General features: G+C 63.7%; 6 protein-coding genes and 2 pseudogenes. 1 reads left to right on the plus strand and 7 read right to left on the minus strand.

The window, feature by feature from the left end; translation table 11 throughout:
* The first annotated feature begins 69 nt into the window (after positions 1 to 69).
* Positions 70 to 1,398, plus strand: a complete 1,329-nt coding sequence (gene argA, locus EIO60_RS06675) for an amino-acid N-acetyltransferase (RefSeq protein WP_258576258.1) — start codon at positions 70 to 72, stop codon at positions 1,396 to 1,398.
* A gap of 240 nt (positions 1,399 to 1,638) precedes the next feature.
* On the opposite strand, the gene recD is transcribed toward argA, so the two are convergent.
* The 7 genes and pseudogenes from recD to EIO60_RS06710 form a co-directional block, all read right to left on the minus strand.
* Positions 1,639 to 3,480 (minus strand): exodeoxyribonuclease V subunit alpha, encoded by a 1,842-nt coding sequence (gene recD / locus EIO60_RS06680; RefSeq protein ID WP_258576259.1) that lies wholly within the window; start codon positions 3,478 to 3,480, stop codon positions 1,639 to 1,641.
* The gene (gene recB, locus EIO60_RS06685; protein ID WP_258576260.1) at positions 3,477 to 7,013 is read right to left on the minus strand and encodes an exodeoxyribonuclease V subunit beta; all 3,537 of its coding nucleotides are present in this window, start codon (positions 7,011 to 7,013) and stop codon (positions 3,477 to 3,479) included. Before recB ends, recD begins: the two co-directional genes overlap by 4 nt.
* On the minus strand, positions 7,010 to 9,901 hold the full coding sequence (gene ptrA / locus EIO60_RS06690) for a pitrilysin (protein WP_258576261.1): 2,892 nt from the start codon (positions 9,899 to 9,901) through the stop codon (positions 7,010 to 7,012). The genes recB and ptrA overlap by 4 nt, the downstream gene beginning before the upstream one ends.
* A gap of 122 nt (positions 9,902 to 10,023) precedes the next feature.
* Complete coding sequence (recC, locus tag EIO60_RS06695) at positions 10,024 to 13,401, minus strand: exodeoxyribonuclease V subunit gamma (RefSeq protein ID WP_258576262.1); 3,378 nt, start codon at positions 13,399 to 13,401, stop codon at positions 10,024 to 10,026.
* 232 nt (positions 13,402 to 13,633) lie between these two features.
* A pseudogene (locus tag EIO60_RS06700) lies at positions 13,634 to 14,047 on the minus strand (DUF2509 family protein).
* A 26-nt stretch (positions 14,048 to 14,073) separates the two neighbouring features.
* A pseudogene (locus tag EIO60_RS06705) lies at positions 14,074 to 14,599 on the minus strand (prepilin peptidase-dependent protein).
* Positions 14,596 to 14,958: a prepilin-type N-terminal cleavage/methylation domain-containing protein gene (locus EIO60_RS06710; RefSeq protein WP_258576263.1), complete on the minus strand. Its 363-nt coding sequence runs from the start codon at positions 14,956 to 14,958 to the stop codon at positions 14,596 to 14,598. Before EIO60_RS06710 ends, EIO60_RS06705 begins: the two are co-directional and overlap by 4 nt.
* Positions 14,959 to 15,013: the final 55 nt, after the last annotated feature.

Raw genomic sequence — 15,013 nt, forward strand, 5'->3', positions numbered from 1 at the left:
TTCTTGCAAAACCCACGACAAGAGAATAAAAATACAGAAATCACGAATAATCATTCATTGAGGTTTGCCGTGAAGGAACGTAGTACTGAGCTGGTTCAGGGTTTTCGCCACACCGTTCCCTATATCAATGCCCACAGGGACAAAACCTTTGTCATCATGCTGGGCGGCGAAGCCATCGAGCACGAGAATTTTTCCAGCATCGTTAACGATATCGGCCTGCTGCACAGTCTCGGCATTCGCCTGGTGTTGGTTTACGGCGCGCGGCCGCAGATTGACGCCAGCCTAGCGGAACATCAGCTTGAGCCGGTTTACCACAAGTACACGCGCATTACCGACGCGCAGTCGCTGGAGCTGGTGAAGCAGGCTGCGGGCCGTTTGCAGCTCGATATCACGGCGCGCCTCTCGATGAGCCTCAACAATACGCCGCTTCAGGGCGCGCATATCAATGTGGTCAGCGGCAACTTTATTATCGCGCAGCCGCTGGGGGTCGATGACGGCGTCGACTACTGCCACAGCGGGCGCATTCGTCGCATCGACGAAGAGGCGATCCATCGGCAGCTTGATAACAACGCCATCGTGCTGCTCGGTCCGGTGGCGGTCTCCGTGACCGGCGAGAGCTTTAATCTGACGTCGGAAGAGGTGGCGACCCAGCTGGCGATTAAGCTGAAGGCGGAAAAAATGATCGGCTTCTGCTCTGAGCAGGGCGTGACCAGCCGCGACGGCGCAATTATCTCCGAGTTGTTCGCGAACGACGCCCAGGCGCGCATCGACGAGATGGAGAGCGACGGCGACTATATCTCCGGCACGGTGCGCTTCCTGCGCGGTGCGGTTAAGGCTTGCCGCAGCGGCGTGCGCCGCAGCCACCTGATCAGCTACCAGGAAGATGGCGCGCTGCTGCAGGAGCTGTTCTCGCGCGACGGCATCGGCACGCAGATCGTGATGGAGTCGAGCGAGCAGATCCGCCGCGCCACCATCAACGACATCGGCGGCATTCTGGAACTGATTCGCCCGCTGGAGCAGCAGGGCATTCTGGTTCGCCGCTCACGCGAGCAGCTGGAGATGGAGATCGACAAGTTCACCATTATTATCCGCGACAACCTGACGATCGCCTGCGCCGCGCTCTACCCCTTTATGGATGAGAAGATCGGTGAAATGGCCTGCGTGGCGGTGCATCCCGACTATCGCAGCTCGTCACGCGGCGAGCTGCTGCTGCAGCGCGTGGCGCTACAGGCGCGGCAGATGGGGCTGGAGAGACTGTTTGTGCTGACGACGCGCAGCATTCACTGGTTCCAAGAGCGCGGCTTTACGCCGGTGGATATCGAGTCGCTGCCAGAAAGTAAAAAGCAGATGTACAACTATCAGCGGCGCTCAAAGGTGCTGATGGCAGATCTGACCTGAGTCAAAGATAACCGCGCAGGCGCGGGCAGCAGAGGCTGTTCCACAAAGACGCTTAAGGCTTCCCTGCACGCTCGGCCCGCGTGGATATATACCTCATCCCTGAGGTGCGCCCGTATACGGGCTAGCGCTCTGCGCCGTTTAAAATGCTCCCGGCGTTTATGTCCCTGTCGCGGGACGCTTTGCTCCACTGCCCCTGCAGCCCATGCAGTAACCTACCGAGCGGTTTGCCGCTAATGCCCATTAGCCCGCCAGACTCAGCCTTTCCACCAGTCCGCTGCGCCGCTGGGTTTGCAGCTGCACCGCGCGCTGAAACACCGCGGGTTCGCTGTAGAGCGTCAGCCGCTTGCGCGCGCGGGTGATGGCGGTATAGACCAGCTCACGCGTCAGCACCGGCGAAAACTGCGCCGGCATCACCAGCGCGGTATGGTCGAATTCCGATCCCTGCGACTTATGTACCGTCATCGCCCAAGCTGTCTCGTGGGTCGGCAGCCGGCTCGGCTGCACCGCCTTGATCGAGCCGTCGGGCAGCGGGAAAAAGACCTTCAGCTGATTTCCCGCGTCGCGCAGCGTAATACCGATATCGCCGTTAAACAGCCCGAGCACGCTATCGTTGCGGGTCACCATCACCGGCCGTCCCGCATACCAGCGGCTGCCGACGGTCGGGCGCCGGATGCGCTGCAGCTGCACCAGCCGCTGCTCAATGCGCTGATTCAGCCCCTGCACGCCAAAGGGTCCGTCGCGCAACGCGCACAGCAGCTGATAGCGGCTAAACGCCTGCAGGATCGCCTCTGCGGGCGCGCGCGACTGCACCAGCTTCAGGAAAGGGCGATAGCCTTCCGCAACGGCGTCGAGCATCGTCTGGTAGGCTTTGCCGTTCTGCAGCGTCTGAAAATCGATATCCTCAAAGGCGGCGTTAAACACCGCCTCGACCTCGCGCGCGTCGCCCAAGTTGGCCGCCCGCGCCAGCTGGCCGATGCCGGAGCCGGCGTCGAAGCGATAGCTTTTGCGCAGCAGACAGATGCTGTCGCGCACGTCTGGCGCGCCTTCGTTGTCGGCGCCGTCGAGCGCGCACTGCGTCAGCGCCACCAGCTGCTGCGCGCGCGCCAGGCTATAGCCCGTTTCGGCGCAGCGGCAGATGTCGCCCAGCACCGCGCCCGCCTCTACCGACGCCAGCTGATCGCGATCGCCGAGGAAAATCACCCGCGCATGATCGGACAGCGCCGCGATCAGCTTAGCCATCATCGAGAGATCGACCATCGAGGCCTCATCCACCACCAGCACGTCGAGGTGCAGCCGGTTGGTCGCGTGATAGCGCAGGCGCTGGGTGTCAGGCTGCGCGCCCAACAGGCGATGCAGCGTGGTAGCCTCGCTGGGGAAGCACGCCCGCTCCTCGTCGCTGACCGACAGCGCCTGCAGCGCCTTGCCGAGCGACTCGGTCAGGCGCGCCGCCGCTTTGCCGGTCGGCGCCGCCAGCTGAATGCGCAGACTGTTATGGCTCAGGCGAATCATCGCCGCCAGCAGTTTCGCCACGGTGGTGGTTTTGCCAGTGCCCGGCCCGCCGGAAATCACCGCCGTTTTGCGCGTCAGTGCCACCGCCGTCGCAATTTTCTGCCAGTCGTCCGGGCTATCGCCGAACAGCGTGCTCAGCACGCGCTGCGCGGCGGCCAGGTCCATCTCGTCCATCTCCGCACGCAGGGTGAAAAAGCGCGCCACCTGCCCTTCGCTCTGCCATAGGCGATGCAGATAGAGGCGCTCATGATTGAGCACCAGCGGCGTCGCAATGCCGCCGTCGCTCATTGCTGGCCAGCCGGAGAGCGCCGTTTTCCAGCAGGCAGGCGCGCCGACGGCGCGCCACAGCGCCTGCGCCAGCTCCGGATGCCGTCCGGCGAACAGCCGCTCGGCGTTGAGATGCGCCAGTGGCAAACAGACATGGCCGTCGCCCGCCTCCGCGCTGACGCAGGCGGCCGCCAGCAGCCAAGCGGGCTGCGAGGCATCAGCCAGCAGCCGCGCGAACTGCAGATCAAGCGGCCGCAGCAGACGTTTCTCTACCGCCTGGTCGAGCAATGACATAATCTCCGTCATACTCCCTCCTCTCCTGAGCGACGAAACAGCGCGTCCAGCCCGGCGACAAACGCCGCCGGCGGCCGCGCGGTGAAAATGCCGTTTTCCGGCGAGCTGCCGTCGACGCCGCGCAGGAACAGATAAAACACGCCGCCAAAATGGCGCTGATAATCGTAGCCGGGCAGGCGATGCTGCAAATAGCGATGCAGCGCCAGGGTATAGAGCTGGTATTGCAGGTCGTAGCGGTGATCCACCATCGCCTGCGCCATCGCCTCCGGAGTATAGGCTGCTTCGCTGTCGCCGAGCCAGTTAGATTTGTAATCCAGCAGATAATATTGGCCGTTCCAGCGAAACACCAGATCGATAAAGCCCTTTAGCATGCCCCGCACCTGCTGAAACTCCAGCCGCGGCGCGCGCGCCGACAGCGCGTCGTGCTGGCGTATCAGCGCGTCCAGATCGACGGCGCTGAGAGGGCGCTCCAGCGGCAGATAGAAGGCCATCTCCACCAGCCGGTTGCCGTTCTGCAGCGCGCCCAGCGCCAGGCCGTCGCGGTTAAGCGGCGTATGCAGCACGCGCGCGATCCACGCCTCCAGCACCGGCAGCCAGTGCGGCGGATAGCAGTTCTGCTCCAACTGGGTTTCCAGCAGCGCGCGATCCGGCGGCCGGGTGAAATCGATCGATTCAAACAGGCCGTGCAAAAAGGTGCCCGGCGCCGCGCCGCGCGGAAAATGGTGCGGCGTCAGCACACTCTCCGCCTCGCCGCCCTCTTCTCCCGCCGCATCGATATCAAACGTGGGCATCGCCTCCAGCAGCGGCGAGCTGTTGTGCTGCTGCAGGCCGGAGTAGCTAGTGACGCGCCAGAAGTCGCGCAGATCGCGCGAGACGTGGCGGCTGCTGAGCGCATCGTCGGGCGGCGTCTGCTCGCGCCAGTTTTCGCCCGGAATCAGCGCCTCTTCCATCACCTCGGTGTCCCCATCAGCCAGCGCCGCCAGACCGGCGCGCAGCCGCGCGGCGTCGCCGCTCTCGCCCTGCTGCACCAGATAGCCCAGCGCGCTCTTGTGCAGGTCGCTGTCGCCCTCTTTTTTGCGTGCGCCTTTAAACAGCGGCGCGATGCCGACGCTGCAGTGAAATACCGAACGCGTCAGGGCGACGTAGAGCAGGCGCAGATCTTCCGCCAGGCGCTCCTGCTCGGCCAGCGCCATGCTCTGTTCATCTTCCTGCACGTCGAGCAGCGTGGCGAAGCTTTCGCGGTCATGGTAGAGCGCGCTGGCCGCCTCGCGGAAGCCGGCGGCGAAAGGCAGCCACACCAGCGGATACTGCAGGCCTTTCGATTTGTGGATGGTGACGATCTGCACCAGATGGCGGTCGCTCTCCAGCCGCAGCTGCTGATCGGCCGACTGGCTGTTGGGCCTGGCGATCTGCTGAGCGAGGTAACGCACCAGCGCGTGCGGGCTGTCGAGCTGCGTCGACGCCTCCTGCAGCAGTTCGCCGAGATGCATCAGGTCTGTCAGCCGCCGTTCGCCGTTCTCCGACGCCAGCATGTTTTCCGCCAGCTGGCGCTGGTTCATCACGTCTCGCAGCATCGGCAGCACGCCGTGCTGATGCCACAGCTGCTGCCAGGCGACGAACTGCTCCACCAGCTCATCCCACTCGCGCTCGTTCTGACTCAGCGTATCGAGCGCGGCGGCGTCGATGGCGAAAATCGAGGTGGCCAGCGCGCTGCGCAGCAGACGCTCCTGCTCCGGCGCCTGCACCGCCTGCAGCAGCCACAGCAGCTCGCGCGCTTCGGGCGTGGTATAGACGCTGTCGCGGTTGGAGAGATAGACCGACGGAATTGACAGGCCGTTCAGGGCGTCGCGGATCAGGCCCGCCTCGTTGCGGCTGCGCACCAGCACGGTGATGTCGGAGGCCTGCACCGGACGCAGGCTCTCGCCCTTGCCGAGCAGCGCGCGCCCCTGCTGACCGGCCACCAGCCAGCGGCTGATGTCGGCGGCGCACTGCTGCGCCATAAACTGCTGGTAGTCGCTGACGCCAACGCCGTCGCCGGGCTGTAGCCAGAAGCTCAGCGCCGGCTGCGGCTGCCCCTCCTTCAGCAGCGTCAGCTGCTGGTTTGGTTCGGCAGGGCTGACCAGCAAAAACGGAATGGCCGAAAAGAGAAACGGCGACGCCATGCGCGCGAAAAGCCGGTTGACGCTCTGCACCATGCCGGGCGACGAGCGCCAGTTGGTGTCGAGCGTGTAGTGCGTGCTGATTTCTCCGCGTGCGCGCAGATAGGTGAAGATATCCGCGCCGCGGAAGGCGTAGATCGCCTGCTTGGGATCGCCAATCAGCAGCAGCGCCAGCTCGGGCTGGTTAAGGTAGAGCGTGCGGAAAATGCGGTACTGCTGCGGATCGGTATCCTGAAACTCATCGATCAGCGCCACTGGAAACCGGCTGCGGATGGTGTCAGCCAGCAGCGCGCCGCCCGGCTGCTGCAGCGCTTCGTCGAGGCGGCTCAGCAAATCGTCGAAGCCGAGCAGCGCGCGCAGGCGCTTCTCTTTGCGCACTGCATCGCGCACTTCCACCAGCGCGCGGGCGATCACCAGGTCGCGCAGCGACAGCGGCTCGGCAAGAAAGGCTTCTACCGCCTCGAACAGCGGATGGCGCGGCGGCTCTCCCTTTTTGGTTTTCTCCAGCAGCGCGCGCTGGGCGAAACGCTCCAGCTCTTTGGGAAATAGATAGTCGGTGGTTTCGCTGTTGGCCCACTGCGTCACCTTCGCCACCCAGAGCGGCAGATACTTGCTGCTGTAGCTGCGCTTGTCGACGCCGGACTGGCTGACGATGCCTTCTACTTCATCGCTGACCGCCTTCCACTGCTGCTTGAGCGCCCTGATGCGCGCTAGGTTCGCCGCGTGGCGCGTCGCCAGGGTTTCGTCGTCGGCCGGCGGACGCTTCAGCCTAGGGGACTCACCCTGCAGCCAAGGCCGCAGCGTGATCAGCAGGCTCTCCGGGCCGTTCCATTCGGCGATAATGGCACGCGCTACCTCCAGCGTCAGCGGGTAGCAGTGGCGCCGCCAGAAGTCCGCCGCCGCCTGTTTGAACAGCGCCGCCTCATCCTCTATCAGCTCCTGCTCGAATAGCATGCCCGACTCAAAGGCGTTGAGGTTCAGCATGCGCTGGCAGAAGCCGTGAATGGTGAAGATCGCCGCCTCGTCCATCTGCCGCTCCGCCGCCAACAGCAGCGACGCGGCCTGCGGGAGGTCGTCAATCTGCGCCAGCAGCTGCGCCAGCATGGGACTGCCGCTGACGCCGCGCACGCAGGCCAGCCGCAGCTCGTGAATATTCTCGCGGATGCGTCCGCGCAGTTCGGCAGTGGCGGCCTCGGTAAAGGTCACCACCAGAATTTCCTCAACCGACAGCGGACGGCTGTACGCCTTGTCGCCGCCCAGCCCCAACAGCAGGCGCAGATAGAGCACGCCGATGGTAAAGGTTTTGCCGGTTCCCGCTGACGCCTCGATTAGACGCTCGCCGCGTAGCGGCAGCGTCAGAGGATTCAGCGACTCAGGGTAACTCATTGTGTCCCACTCTTAACCGGTAGCGACTGCTGCAGTTTCGCCACCTCATTCCAGGTTTTCCAGCCGGGCAGCGACGCAAAGGCTATTTTTTCCGCGCCGTTGCCCGCAATCTGCGAGGTCATCGCCATGCCCGCTTTTTGCATTACCGCTTTGTGGAAAAAATCCGCCAGCGCGCCCGGCGTCAGCTGCTCAATTTGCGCGATCACCTTTTCGCCCATATCGAAGGCGTAGTTCTGGCGGTCGAAGTCGCGGCTGTAGTGCAACGCCTCTTCATCCAGCGTCTGCGGAGGCTGCCTGAGCTGGTTAATCATCGCCTGCTGATACTGGGCGAAATCGCTTTTCGGCATGGCGCGCAGCCGCTTCTCCGCCTGCGGATAGAAGGCCTGATAGCGCTGCAGCAGGTAGTCGGGCTGCTTGCTGTTGCTCTGCAGCAGGAAGCCGATGCCCCACTGACGGCCAATCGGCATCTGGAACGCGAAAACCGCATAGCCCAGCTGCTCTTCGGTGCGCAGCTGGTTGTAGAACCAGGGATGCACGATCTGGCTCAGCAGCGAGCTGCTCGCCATGCTCTGATATTCGCCGTAGCCGAGCGGCACATAGAGCGTCGCCAGCGCCGAATCGGTGCTGCTGCCCACCTTCTGCAGGTTAGCCTTTACCGGCTGCGCGAACGAAACGTAGTCATTGCGCCAGAGACGGGTGCCCTGGGTCTGCATCTGCTGCTTCAGCTCGCGGCCCAGCTGCGTCACGCTGTCGGCGCTGAGATTCCCCACTGCCAGCAGTTCAGGCGTCGCATGATGGATCAGATTGTCGCGATATGCCACCACCTCGTCGAGGGTAATGGTTTTCACCAGCGCGCGCCGCGTTTCACGCTGCGTATAGGGCAGCTGCGACAACATCTGCATCGGCTGGATCGCCAGTTCGAACGCCTTGCCCTTGTCCGCCGCGTCGAGCCGATCCAGATACCAGGATTTCGCCTGCTCCAGCTGCTGCGCGCTCGGCTGGAAGGTAGCGTAGCCCTCCACCAGCTTTTTCAGCAGCGTCGGCAGCCGCTGGGTAAAGCCGCTGGCGCTGAACACCAGGCCGTCGTTTTCGCTGGTGGATAAGCTGATACCGCCTACCGACGCCTGCGAGTTCAGCTCATCCAGCGCCAGGCTGGAGAGGTAGTCGTTGAGGCCAAATCGCACCTGCTGCCGCGCGTCGCTAATGGTGTGCTGGTTACGCAGCGCCAGCATGATAGAGGCCTTCGGCTCGCTGGCGTAGTAGCGGCTGGGCATCCAGTAGATCGGCATGCCGACATCGTTCGCCAGGGAAACCGGGTGCGTATAGGTTTTGCCGTCGGCGGGGATCAGGGTGAAATCGTCCGGAATATAGGGATTCAGCGTCGGCATCGAGAGCTGAATCTGCCCGGCGCGCTGCTGCCAGTCGGCAAAGGTCTCGGCGCTGATGCGGTCGACCTGATAGGGCGCGTTAACAAAGTAGGCCTCTTTGTTATGCGGCTCCTGCGGGCTGATATACCAGATGCGCGCGCGCTGCGGCGTCATCTCATCCAGACGCGCCTTGATGGCAGCGGCGTCATACTCATCTGCCAGATAGGGAGCATCCAGCGTATGCGCCACCGGCACGCGCAGCATGGTGTCCGCTAGCCACTCGATATAGTCCATATCGCGCGTGAAGGAGGGATAACGGAAATCGAGCGCCAGCACGCGGGAGACTTCGTCGAAGTAGCGTTTGTCGATGCCCTGCTCGCGCAGCATGGCGATATAGCTGAAAATCGCTGCCACCACTTCGTCGCGCTGCGCCAGCCCTTTGTCGGTGAGCGAGGCGGTAATGACGAAGACGCCACTGCTGCGCTCGCTCATCGCATCGGCGCCAGCGTTGACGCCGTCGGCCAGCCCGCGTTTTTGCAGCCAGTCCGCCAGGGTGTTTTTACTGCGGTTGCCGATCAGGTAGCCGATCAGCGTATCGGTTTTGCTGCGGAAGCGGTCGCTGTTATTGGCGATGAGGAACTCGATCTTCAGCTGCTTGCGCGGCTGCGCCGGCACGTAGTGGATCACAATCCCCTGCTGCACCTCGGTCACCACCGGCGCGTCGATAGCGGGCACCGTCGCGTGGTGGTTGGCGATGCGGCCAAAGGTGTTAGCGGCAATTTGCGCCATCTTCGGCAGCGGCTTGTTGCTGTAAATCACCGCCTTCATCAGGTTGGCAGAGTAGTGGGTATGGTAGAAGGTCGCCAGCGCCTCCAACAGCTTGCTGTTCGGCTTGTCTTTCAGTGTCTCGAGATTGCCGCCCGAAAAGCGCGCGCCGGGATGCGCCGGATTCAGCGTCTCTGCGCCGACCTGCGCTATGCGCAGCCCGTCGCGCGAGCGCGCCATCGTCAGCTCGGCGTTAACGGCGTTGCGTTCGCGAACGGTGTTGACCGGATCGAGCAGCGGCGCGGCGATGGCGTCCGCCATGCGATCTACCGCCAGCTCCAGCGCACTGTTTTCCACCTCAAGGTAGAAAGCGGTGCGGTAGGAGGCAGTGCTGGCGTTATGGCTGCCGCCATGCTTTTTCAGAAACTCGGCCAGATTGTCCGGCTGCGGGTAACGCTGCGATCCCATCAGCACCATGTGCTCAAGAAAGTGCGCCAGGCCGAGCTGCGAATCGGGATCGTCCAGCGAGCCGATCGGCAAGGTCAGCGCCGCCAGCGACTTTGGCGCCTGCTGGTCGGAGACCAGCAGCACGGTCATGTCATTGGCCAGCTTAATCGCCTTGTAGTGACACGGATCTTTTTCGCTTTTGCGAATGGTTTCATTGACCGGCTCCCAGCCCGTCGCCACCTGCGCCAGCGAGGCGCAGGTGGCCAGGCTCAGCATCAGCGCCGCTATCCAGCGAGCGTATCTACGCATGTAAACCCCTCTGTTTTTGTTACCCTTGAAACTGCGCTGCCAAGCAGGCGCAGCCGGAAATGGTGTAAACTGACGTTACCTTGTTATCTGCGTCGACGTGTCAGATGCCGTCGAATCGCTTGCTATTCATCATCCCGGTGGGCTTGCAGCACCGGCAGATACCAGCGCTGCGCCGCCTCGGTAATGTACGCTACATGCTCTTCGTTCAATACCCGGCATAGGCGCTGCAGATAGGGATCGCCGCCCTCGCCTTCCTGCTGATAGCCGCCCATCCAGGCCTGCAGCAGGCGGTTGCGCGCCTTAACCTGGGTTGCCTCGTCCAACAGCAGCTGCCCGCTTTTTTTGTCGTAGCTGGCGGTCAGCCAGGCGCCGCCGCTTTTTTTGAGCAGCAGCAGCGGGCGCGACATCCCCTCGCGGTAGCCCTGCATATAGCGCGCCAGCAGCGCCTCGGCCTCCGGCTGCGCCAGCGACGCAAAACGCCATCGGCTGTTTTCTCTGCCCATCATGCGGCTTTCGCCGTTGCCGCCCAGCGCGCAGTAGATCAGGTGCTCCAGCCAGAGCAGCAGGCCGTCATTCATATTTAGCACGCCGGGACGCCAGCGCAGCAGGCCGTCGCGCTGTACCTGGGTCAGCCAGCCGGTCAGCGCCACGCCGTCAAGCTGCAGATTGACCTCCCAGCTCTCTCCCTCGCTGTGCAGCTCGATCACCGCCGCCGCCACCTCCTGCATCTCCTCCTGCTGCGCCTGCCAGAAGAGTTCACCAAAGGCGCCGTAGGGTAGATCGCCCGCCGCGCGGTGCAGCGCGAAGAGCCGCTGCGTATCTTCGCCCTCTACCATCGCGTTCAGCAGCTCGGCATTGATCTGATAGCGCTCCAGGCTGTCGAGCGCAAAAGGCTCGTTGTCCGCCAGCTCCGTCTCTTCGAGCCAGAAGGCGACGCCGAGCCGCTGGTGGAACCAGGCGCGTACCGGATGATGCCAGAAGCGCAGGAACTGCTCGCAGGAGACCGTTTCCAGCGCGGGCAGCGGCAGCGGCTGCACAAAATCGGGCTGTGCCTCGCCTTTGCCCTGCGCCGCCGGCAGCCATTCGCGCGCAAAGCTGTGGCAGTGCGCCTGCGGCTGGAAGTTCTCCGCGGCGAACGGCATGCGGCTGTGCAGATGCTGAATATGCTGCTGTACGCGGCGCGCGCTCTCATCCAGCTCTTGCTCTTCGTCGCCGGGCAGGCAAAAGCTCTGGCCAATGTAATCCAGCAGCTCTGTGACTAGCACGGAGGGATAACGTTCCGTATTATCCTGAATTGCGCGGCCAACATAGCTGATATAGAGGCGATCCTGCGCCGAGAGCAGTGCCTCAAGAAACAGATAGCGGTCGTCGTCGCGTCGGCTGCGGTCGCCCTTTCGCGCCTGCTGCTGCATCAGGTCAAAGCCCGTCGCCGGCAGCGTGCGCGGATAGATGCCGTCGTTCATGCCGAGCAGGCAGACCACGCGGAAGGGGATCGAGCGCATCGGCATCAGGGTGCAGAAGTTGATCTGCCCGGCGAGAAAGTGCTGGCTGATGCTCTGCTGATCGAGGCGCGCGCGCAGGTCGTCGCGCAACAGCGTCACCGGAATGGCAGCATGATAGCGCGCCGCCTGGCCATATTCAATCAACTGCTTCCACTGCTCTTCCACCAGCAGCAGTGCCGCGTCCGCCTCGACGTCACTGTGGAAAAAGTTGTTGATCATCTCCCGGCAGAGCGGCAGCCACTGCTCCAGCGGCCGGGCTTCGGCAAGCCGGGCGCGCCAGTGGTTCAGGTGCATCAGCAGCTCCGCCAGGTGGCCGGCCAGCTCGCCCACCAGCCCGCTCGACTCGTCGTAGGGCAGAATGCCCTGCCAGTCGCCGTGATGGCTTTCCATCGCGTAGCCGAGCAGCATACGCTCAAGGCCGAAGCGCCAGGTGTGCTGGCCGGTCACCGGCAGCGCCAGCGCTTCGGCGGTGTCGTCGTCTAGCCCCCAGCGCACGCCGGACTCGTTCACCCAGCGGCGCAGCAGGCGTAGCCCGCTCTCATCCACAGAAAAACGGTTCGCCAGCGCCGGCACCTCCAGCAGCGCCAGCACGTCTTCCGCCGCAAAGCGGCTATCCGGCAGCGCCAGCAGGCTGAGAAAGGCGAAGATCGCTGGATGCGCCTGGCTGACGCGGCGGTCGGAAATCGAGAACGGCAGATAGCGATCGGCCGGCGCGTTGGCGAACACCGCCTGAATAAAGGGCGCGTAGCTGTCGATATCGGCCACCATCACAATGATGTCGCGCGGCTTGAGCGTGGCATCCGCCTCCATCATCGCCAGCAGATGATCCTGCAACACCTCTACTTCGCGCTGAGCGCTGTGGCAGATCTGCACGCTGATGGATTGATCATCGGGATCAAGCAGACGCTTGTTGCCGCTCCACGCCAGCTCTTCCGCGTTCAGCCCCAGCACCGCGTGGTCCTGCAGGTTCAGCAGGTCGTGCTGCATAGCATGCAGCAGGTTGTCCTCCTCTACCTCGACGAAGGCGTCGACGTCATCCGCCTCGTCCATCTGGCTGAGCAGAAACAGGTTGTCGCGCCCCAGCTTGCCCCAGGAGGCGAGCAGCGGGTTGCTGAGCTGCTGTTCGCCTTCGGCGTTGAAGCGCGTCGGCGCCTCCTGCGGATCGCTGAACAGGTAGCGTCCCTCTTCGCTGTCGAGACGCCGTCGCTGGCGGCTTTGCAGCTTCACCAGAAAGGCGTAATCCTGAATGTCGCCCCAGTAATCGCGGCAGGGATTGGTGAACAGCAGATGAATATCGATATGGCGGCCCAGCGCCTGCAGCGCCTGTAGGTAGACCGGCGGCAGTGCGGAGATGCCGCAAATAAAGACTCGCTTCGGCAGAGCCGCCGGCGTCTGCTCCGCACGCTCCAGCGTCTGGATAAAGCGCGCGTAGAGGTTGGAACGGTGCCATTTCGGCTGGCCCAGCGCCTCGGTATAGGCCACCAGATCGCGCCACAGCGCCGACTGCCACAGCTGCGCCTCGCCCAGCCCGTCGACCAGCTCCCCCTGCTCCCAGCGGTTCAGCCAGTCGGCGCGGTAGACCAGATACTGGTCAAAAAGATCGGCGACGCGCGAACAGAGCTGGAAGAGTTTGCGCTTGTCGCTGTCGTCGTGCAGATAGTGGCGCAGCGAGGCGAAGGCTTCATGCGTCAGCAGATCTGGCAGGCGATGCATCAGCTTCCAGCTCATGCTCGATTTGTTAAAGGCGCTCTCGGCAGGAATATCCGGCAGTACGCGCACGAACATATCCCAGAGAAAGGAGGCGGGCAGCGGAAAGTCGATATTGGCGGCAATGCCAAAAGTCTGCGCTAGCTCCATTTGCAGCCACTGTGCCATGCCGGGACTCTGCACCAGCACGGTTTCGGCGGAAAAGGGATCGCTGAGGGGGTCATGTTCTATTACAGCTGCCGCGAGAATCTTCAGAACATCGAGCTGGTTTGAGTTATAAACGTGAAACATGGATACTCCTGTAGCACTCTCTAGCGCGGCAGAGAGCTAACTCTACCGCGGATTGCCGGGGTTGCCTACTATAGTGTGCGGGCGCTTTTACCTCTCAGCAGCGTAAACGGCTCAGCGCGGCATGCGCCTGCTGCGGCCCACTCGCCTCCGCGCGCTCCAGCGCGCTGCTGCCAAGGCTGGCTGAAGCCCTGCGTCAGCGCCCGGTGATACTCAAGCAGCGCGCTGATGACGCTTATCGCCAGCAGCAGCAGCGCAAACAGCGCCTCCGGCAGGTTGAAGCCGCGCTGCTTACAGGCAGCGGGCAGTAGTCGATCCAGCCGTGCGGCAGCGGTCTGACGCGGTCACCTTCCCACGCCACCCAGCGCCACAGCGCCAGCTCGCTGTCGATCGCCTGGCCTTTAAGTAATCCTCGCGCATCGTCAATCCTCTGTAGAAAGCTTTGCCAGCCCTGCGGCTGCACCTACTGGCAGCCCGAAGAGTGCGCAGCCGGCCAGCTCAGCGTCAGCCCCCAGCTCAGCGCCGACTGCGCCGCCAGCCACGCCTGAAAATAGCGCCGCTCGTCGGCGACCAGCGTCAGGCCCTGCTCCAGCCGCACCCGGCTGGCATGCAGCGTCAGGCTGCCCATCAGCAGCACGATCAGCACCATGCTCAGCGCGCTGTTCCCTTTTTGCGTCACAGGTTCTCTCCCTCGACCCGGCTCTCCAGCGTTTCCCGCCAGCGCCCGTCGCGGCCCGTCAGCCGCAGTTTCAGCAGCCTGCCACTCTGCTCTACGCTGAAGTGCTCAATGGCAAGAAAGGCGGGATCGGTGAGCCGCTCCCAGCAGCTTCCCGCGCAGTTGTCGACGCCGCGCTGGGTTTTCAGCTGCTGCTGGCGCAGGCGAAAGCCGTAATAGTCGCTTTCGCCGTGGGCGGGCGCCTCCCAGCGGCCGTTACTGCTGTCGTCCCAGCGCAGCAGCAGGCAGTTCGCGGCGAGGTTCAGCGCGCCCGCGCCTCAGCTACCGTTACAGTAACCGGCGCGCCGCACCACTTTCTCCAGCGTCTGCATAAGCTGCCGCAGATCCTCCTGCAGCTGAACCCGCTGCTGCAGGCGTAGGGTTTCCCCGAGCAGCTGCAGCAGGAAGCGGCCCGCGCTCAGCATCAGCACGGCGCTGAGGGCCAGCCAGAAGCATCTCCAGCAGGCTGAATCCACCGTTTGTCAGTCGTACTGCTGCCCCTCCGGCTGACAGAGCCGAATGCGCGCGCGGGCGGAAATAATCAGCCGCAGCGTGCTGCTCTCGTTGCTTAGTTCCACGCTGCCCGGCGCGCAGCCCTCGGCAGGCTCAGGCCCGCTGCCCAGGCACCAGCGCTCACCCGGGCGCAGCCAGAACAGCCGCTCCGCGTTCTGCCAGTTTGCCTCGGCGCGCAACCCCTGCAGAAAGCCCTGCAGCTGCTGGGCGGTGTCGCGCAGCTGCTGCCGCTGCTGCCAGCGCTGCATCGCGCCGAGGCTGAGCAGGCCGACGATCGCCAGCACCAACAGCAGCTCGGTGAGCGTAAATCCCTGCTCCGCGTCTCTTTTCATGAGCTGACTGTGGCGCAGCGTGTGGGCAGACGCCCCCCTGTTCCGCTGGCGCTGT

It is taken from the genome of Candidatus Pantoea persica (genome assembly GCF_013753875.1).
Taxonomy (GTDB): Bacteria; Pseudomonadota; Gammaproteobacteria; order Enterobacterales; family Enterobacteriaceae; genus Pantoea; species Pantoea persica.

Coding starts and splice junctions, on each gene's coding strand:
- recD (WP_258576259.1), bottom strand. CDS start 3,480: ATGACGGAGATTATGTCATTGCTCGACCAGGCGGTAGAGAAACGTCTG.
- recB (WP_258576260.1), bottom strand. CDS start 7,013: ATGAGTTACCCTGAGTCGCTGAATCCTCTGACGCTGCCGCTACGCGGC.
- ptrA (WP_258576261.1), bottom strand. CDS start 9,901: ATGCGTAGATACGCTCGCTGGATAGCGGCGCTGATGCTGAGCCTGGCC.
- recC (WP_258576262.1), bottom strand. CDS start 13,401: ATGTTTCACGTTTATAACTCAAACCAGCTCGATGTTCTGAAGATTCTC.
- EIO60_RS06710 (WP_258576263.1), bottom strand. CDS start 14,958: ATGAAAAGAGACGCGGAGCAGGGATTTACGCTCACCGAGCTGCTGTTG.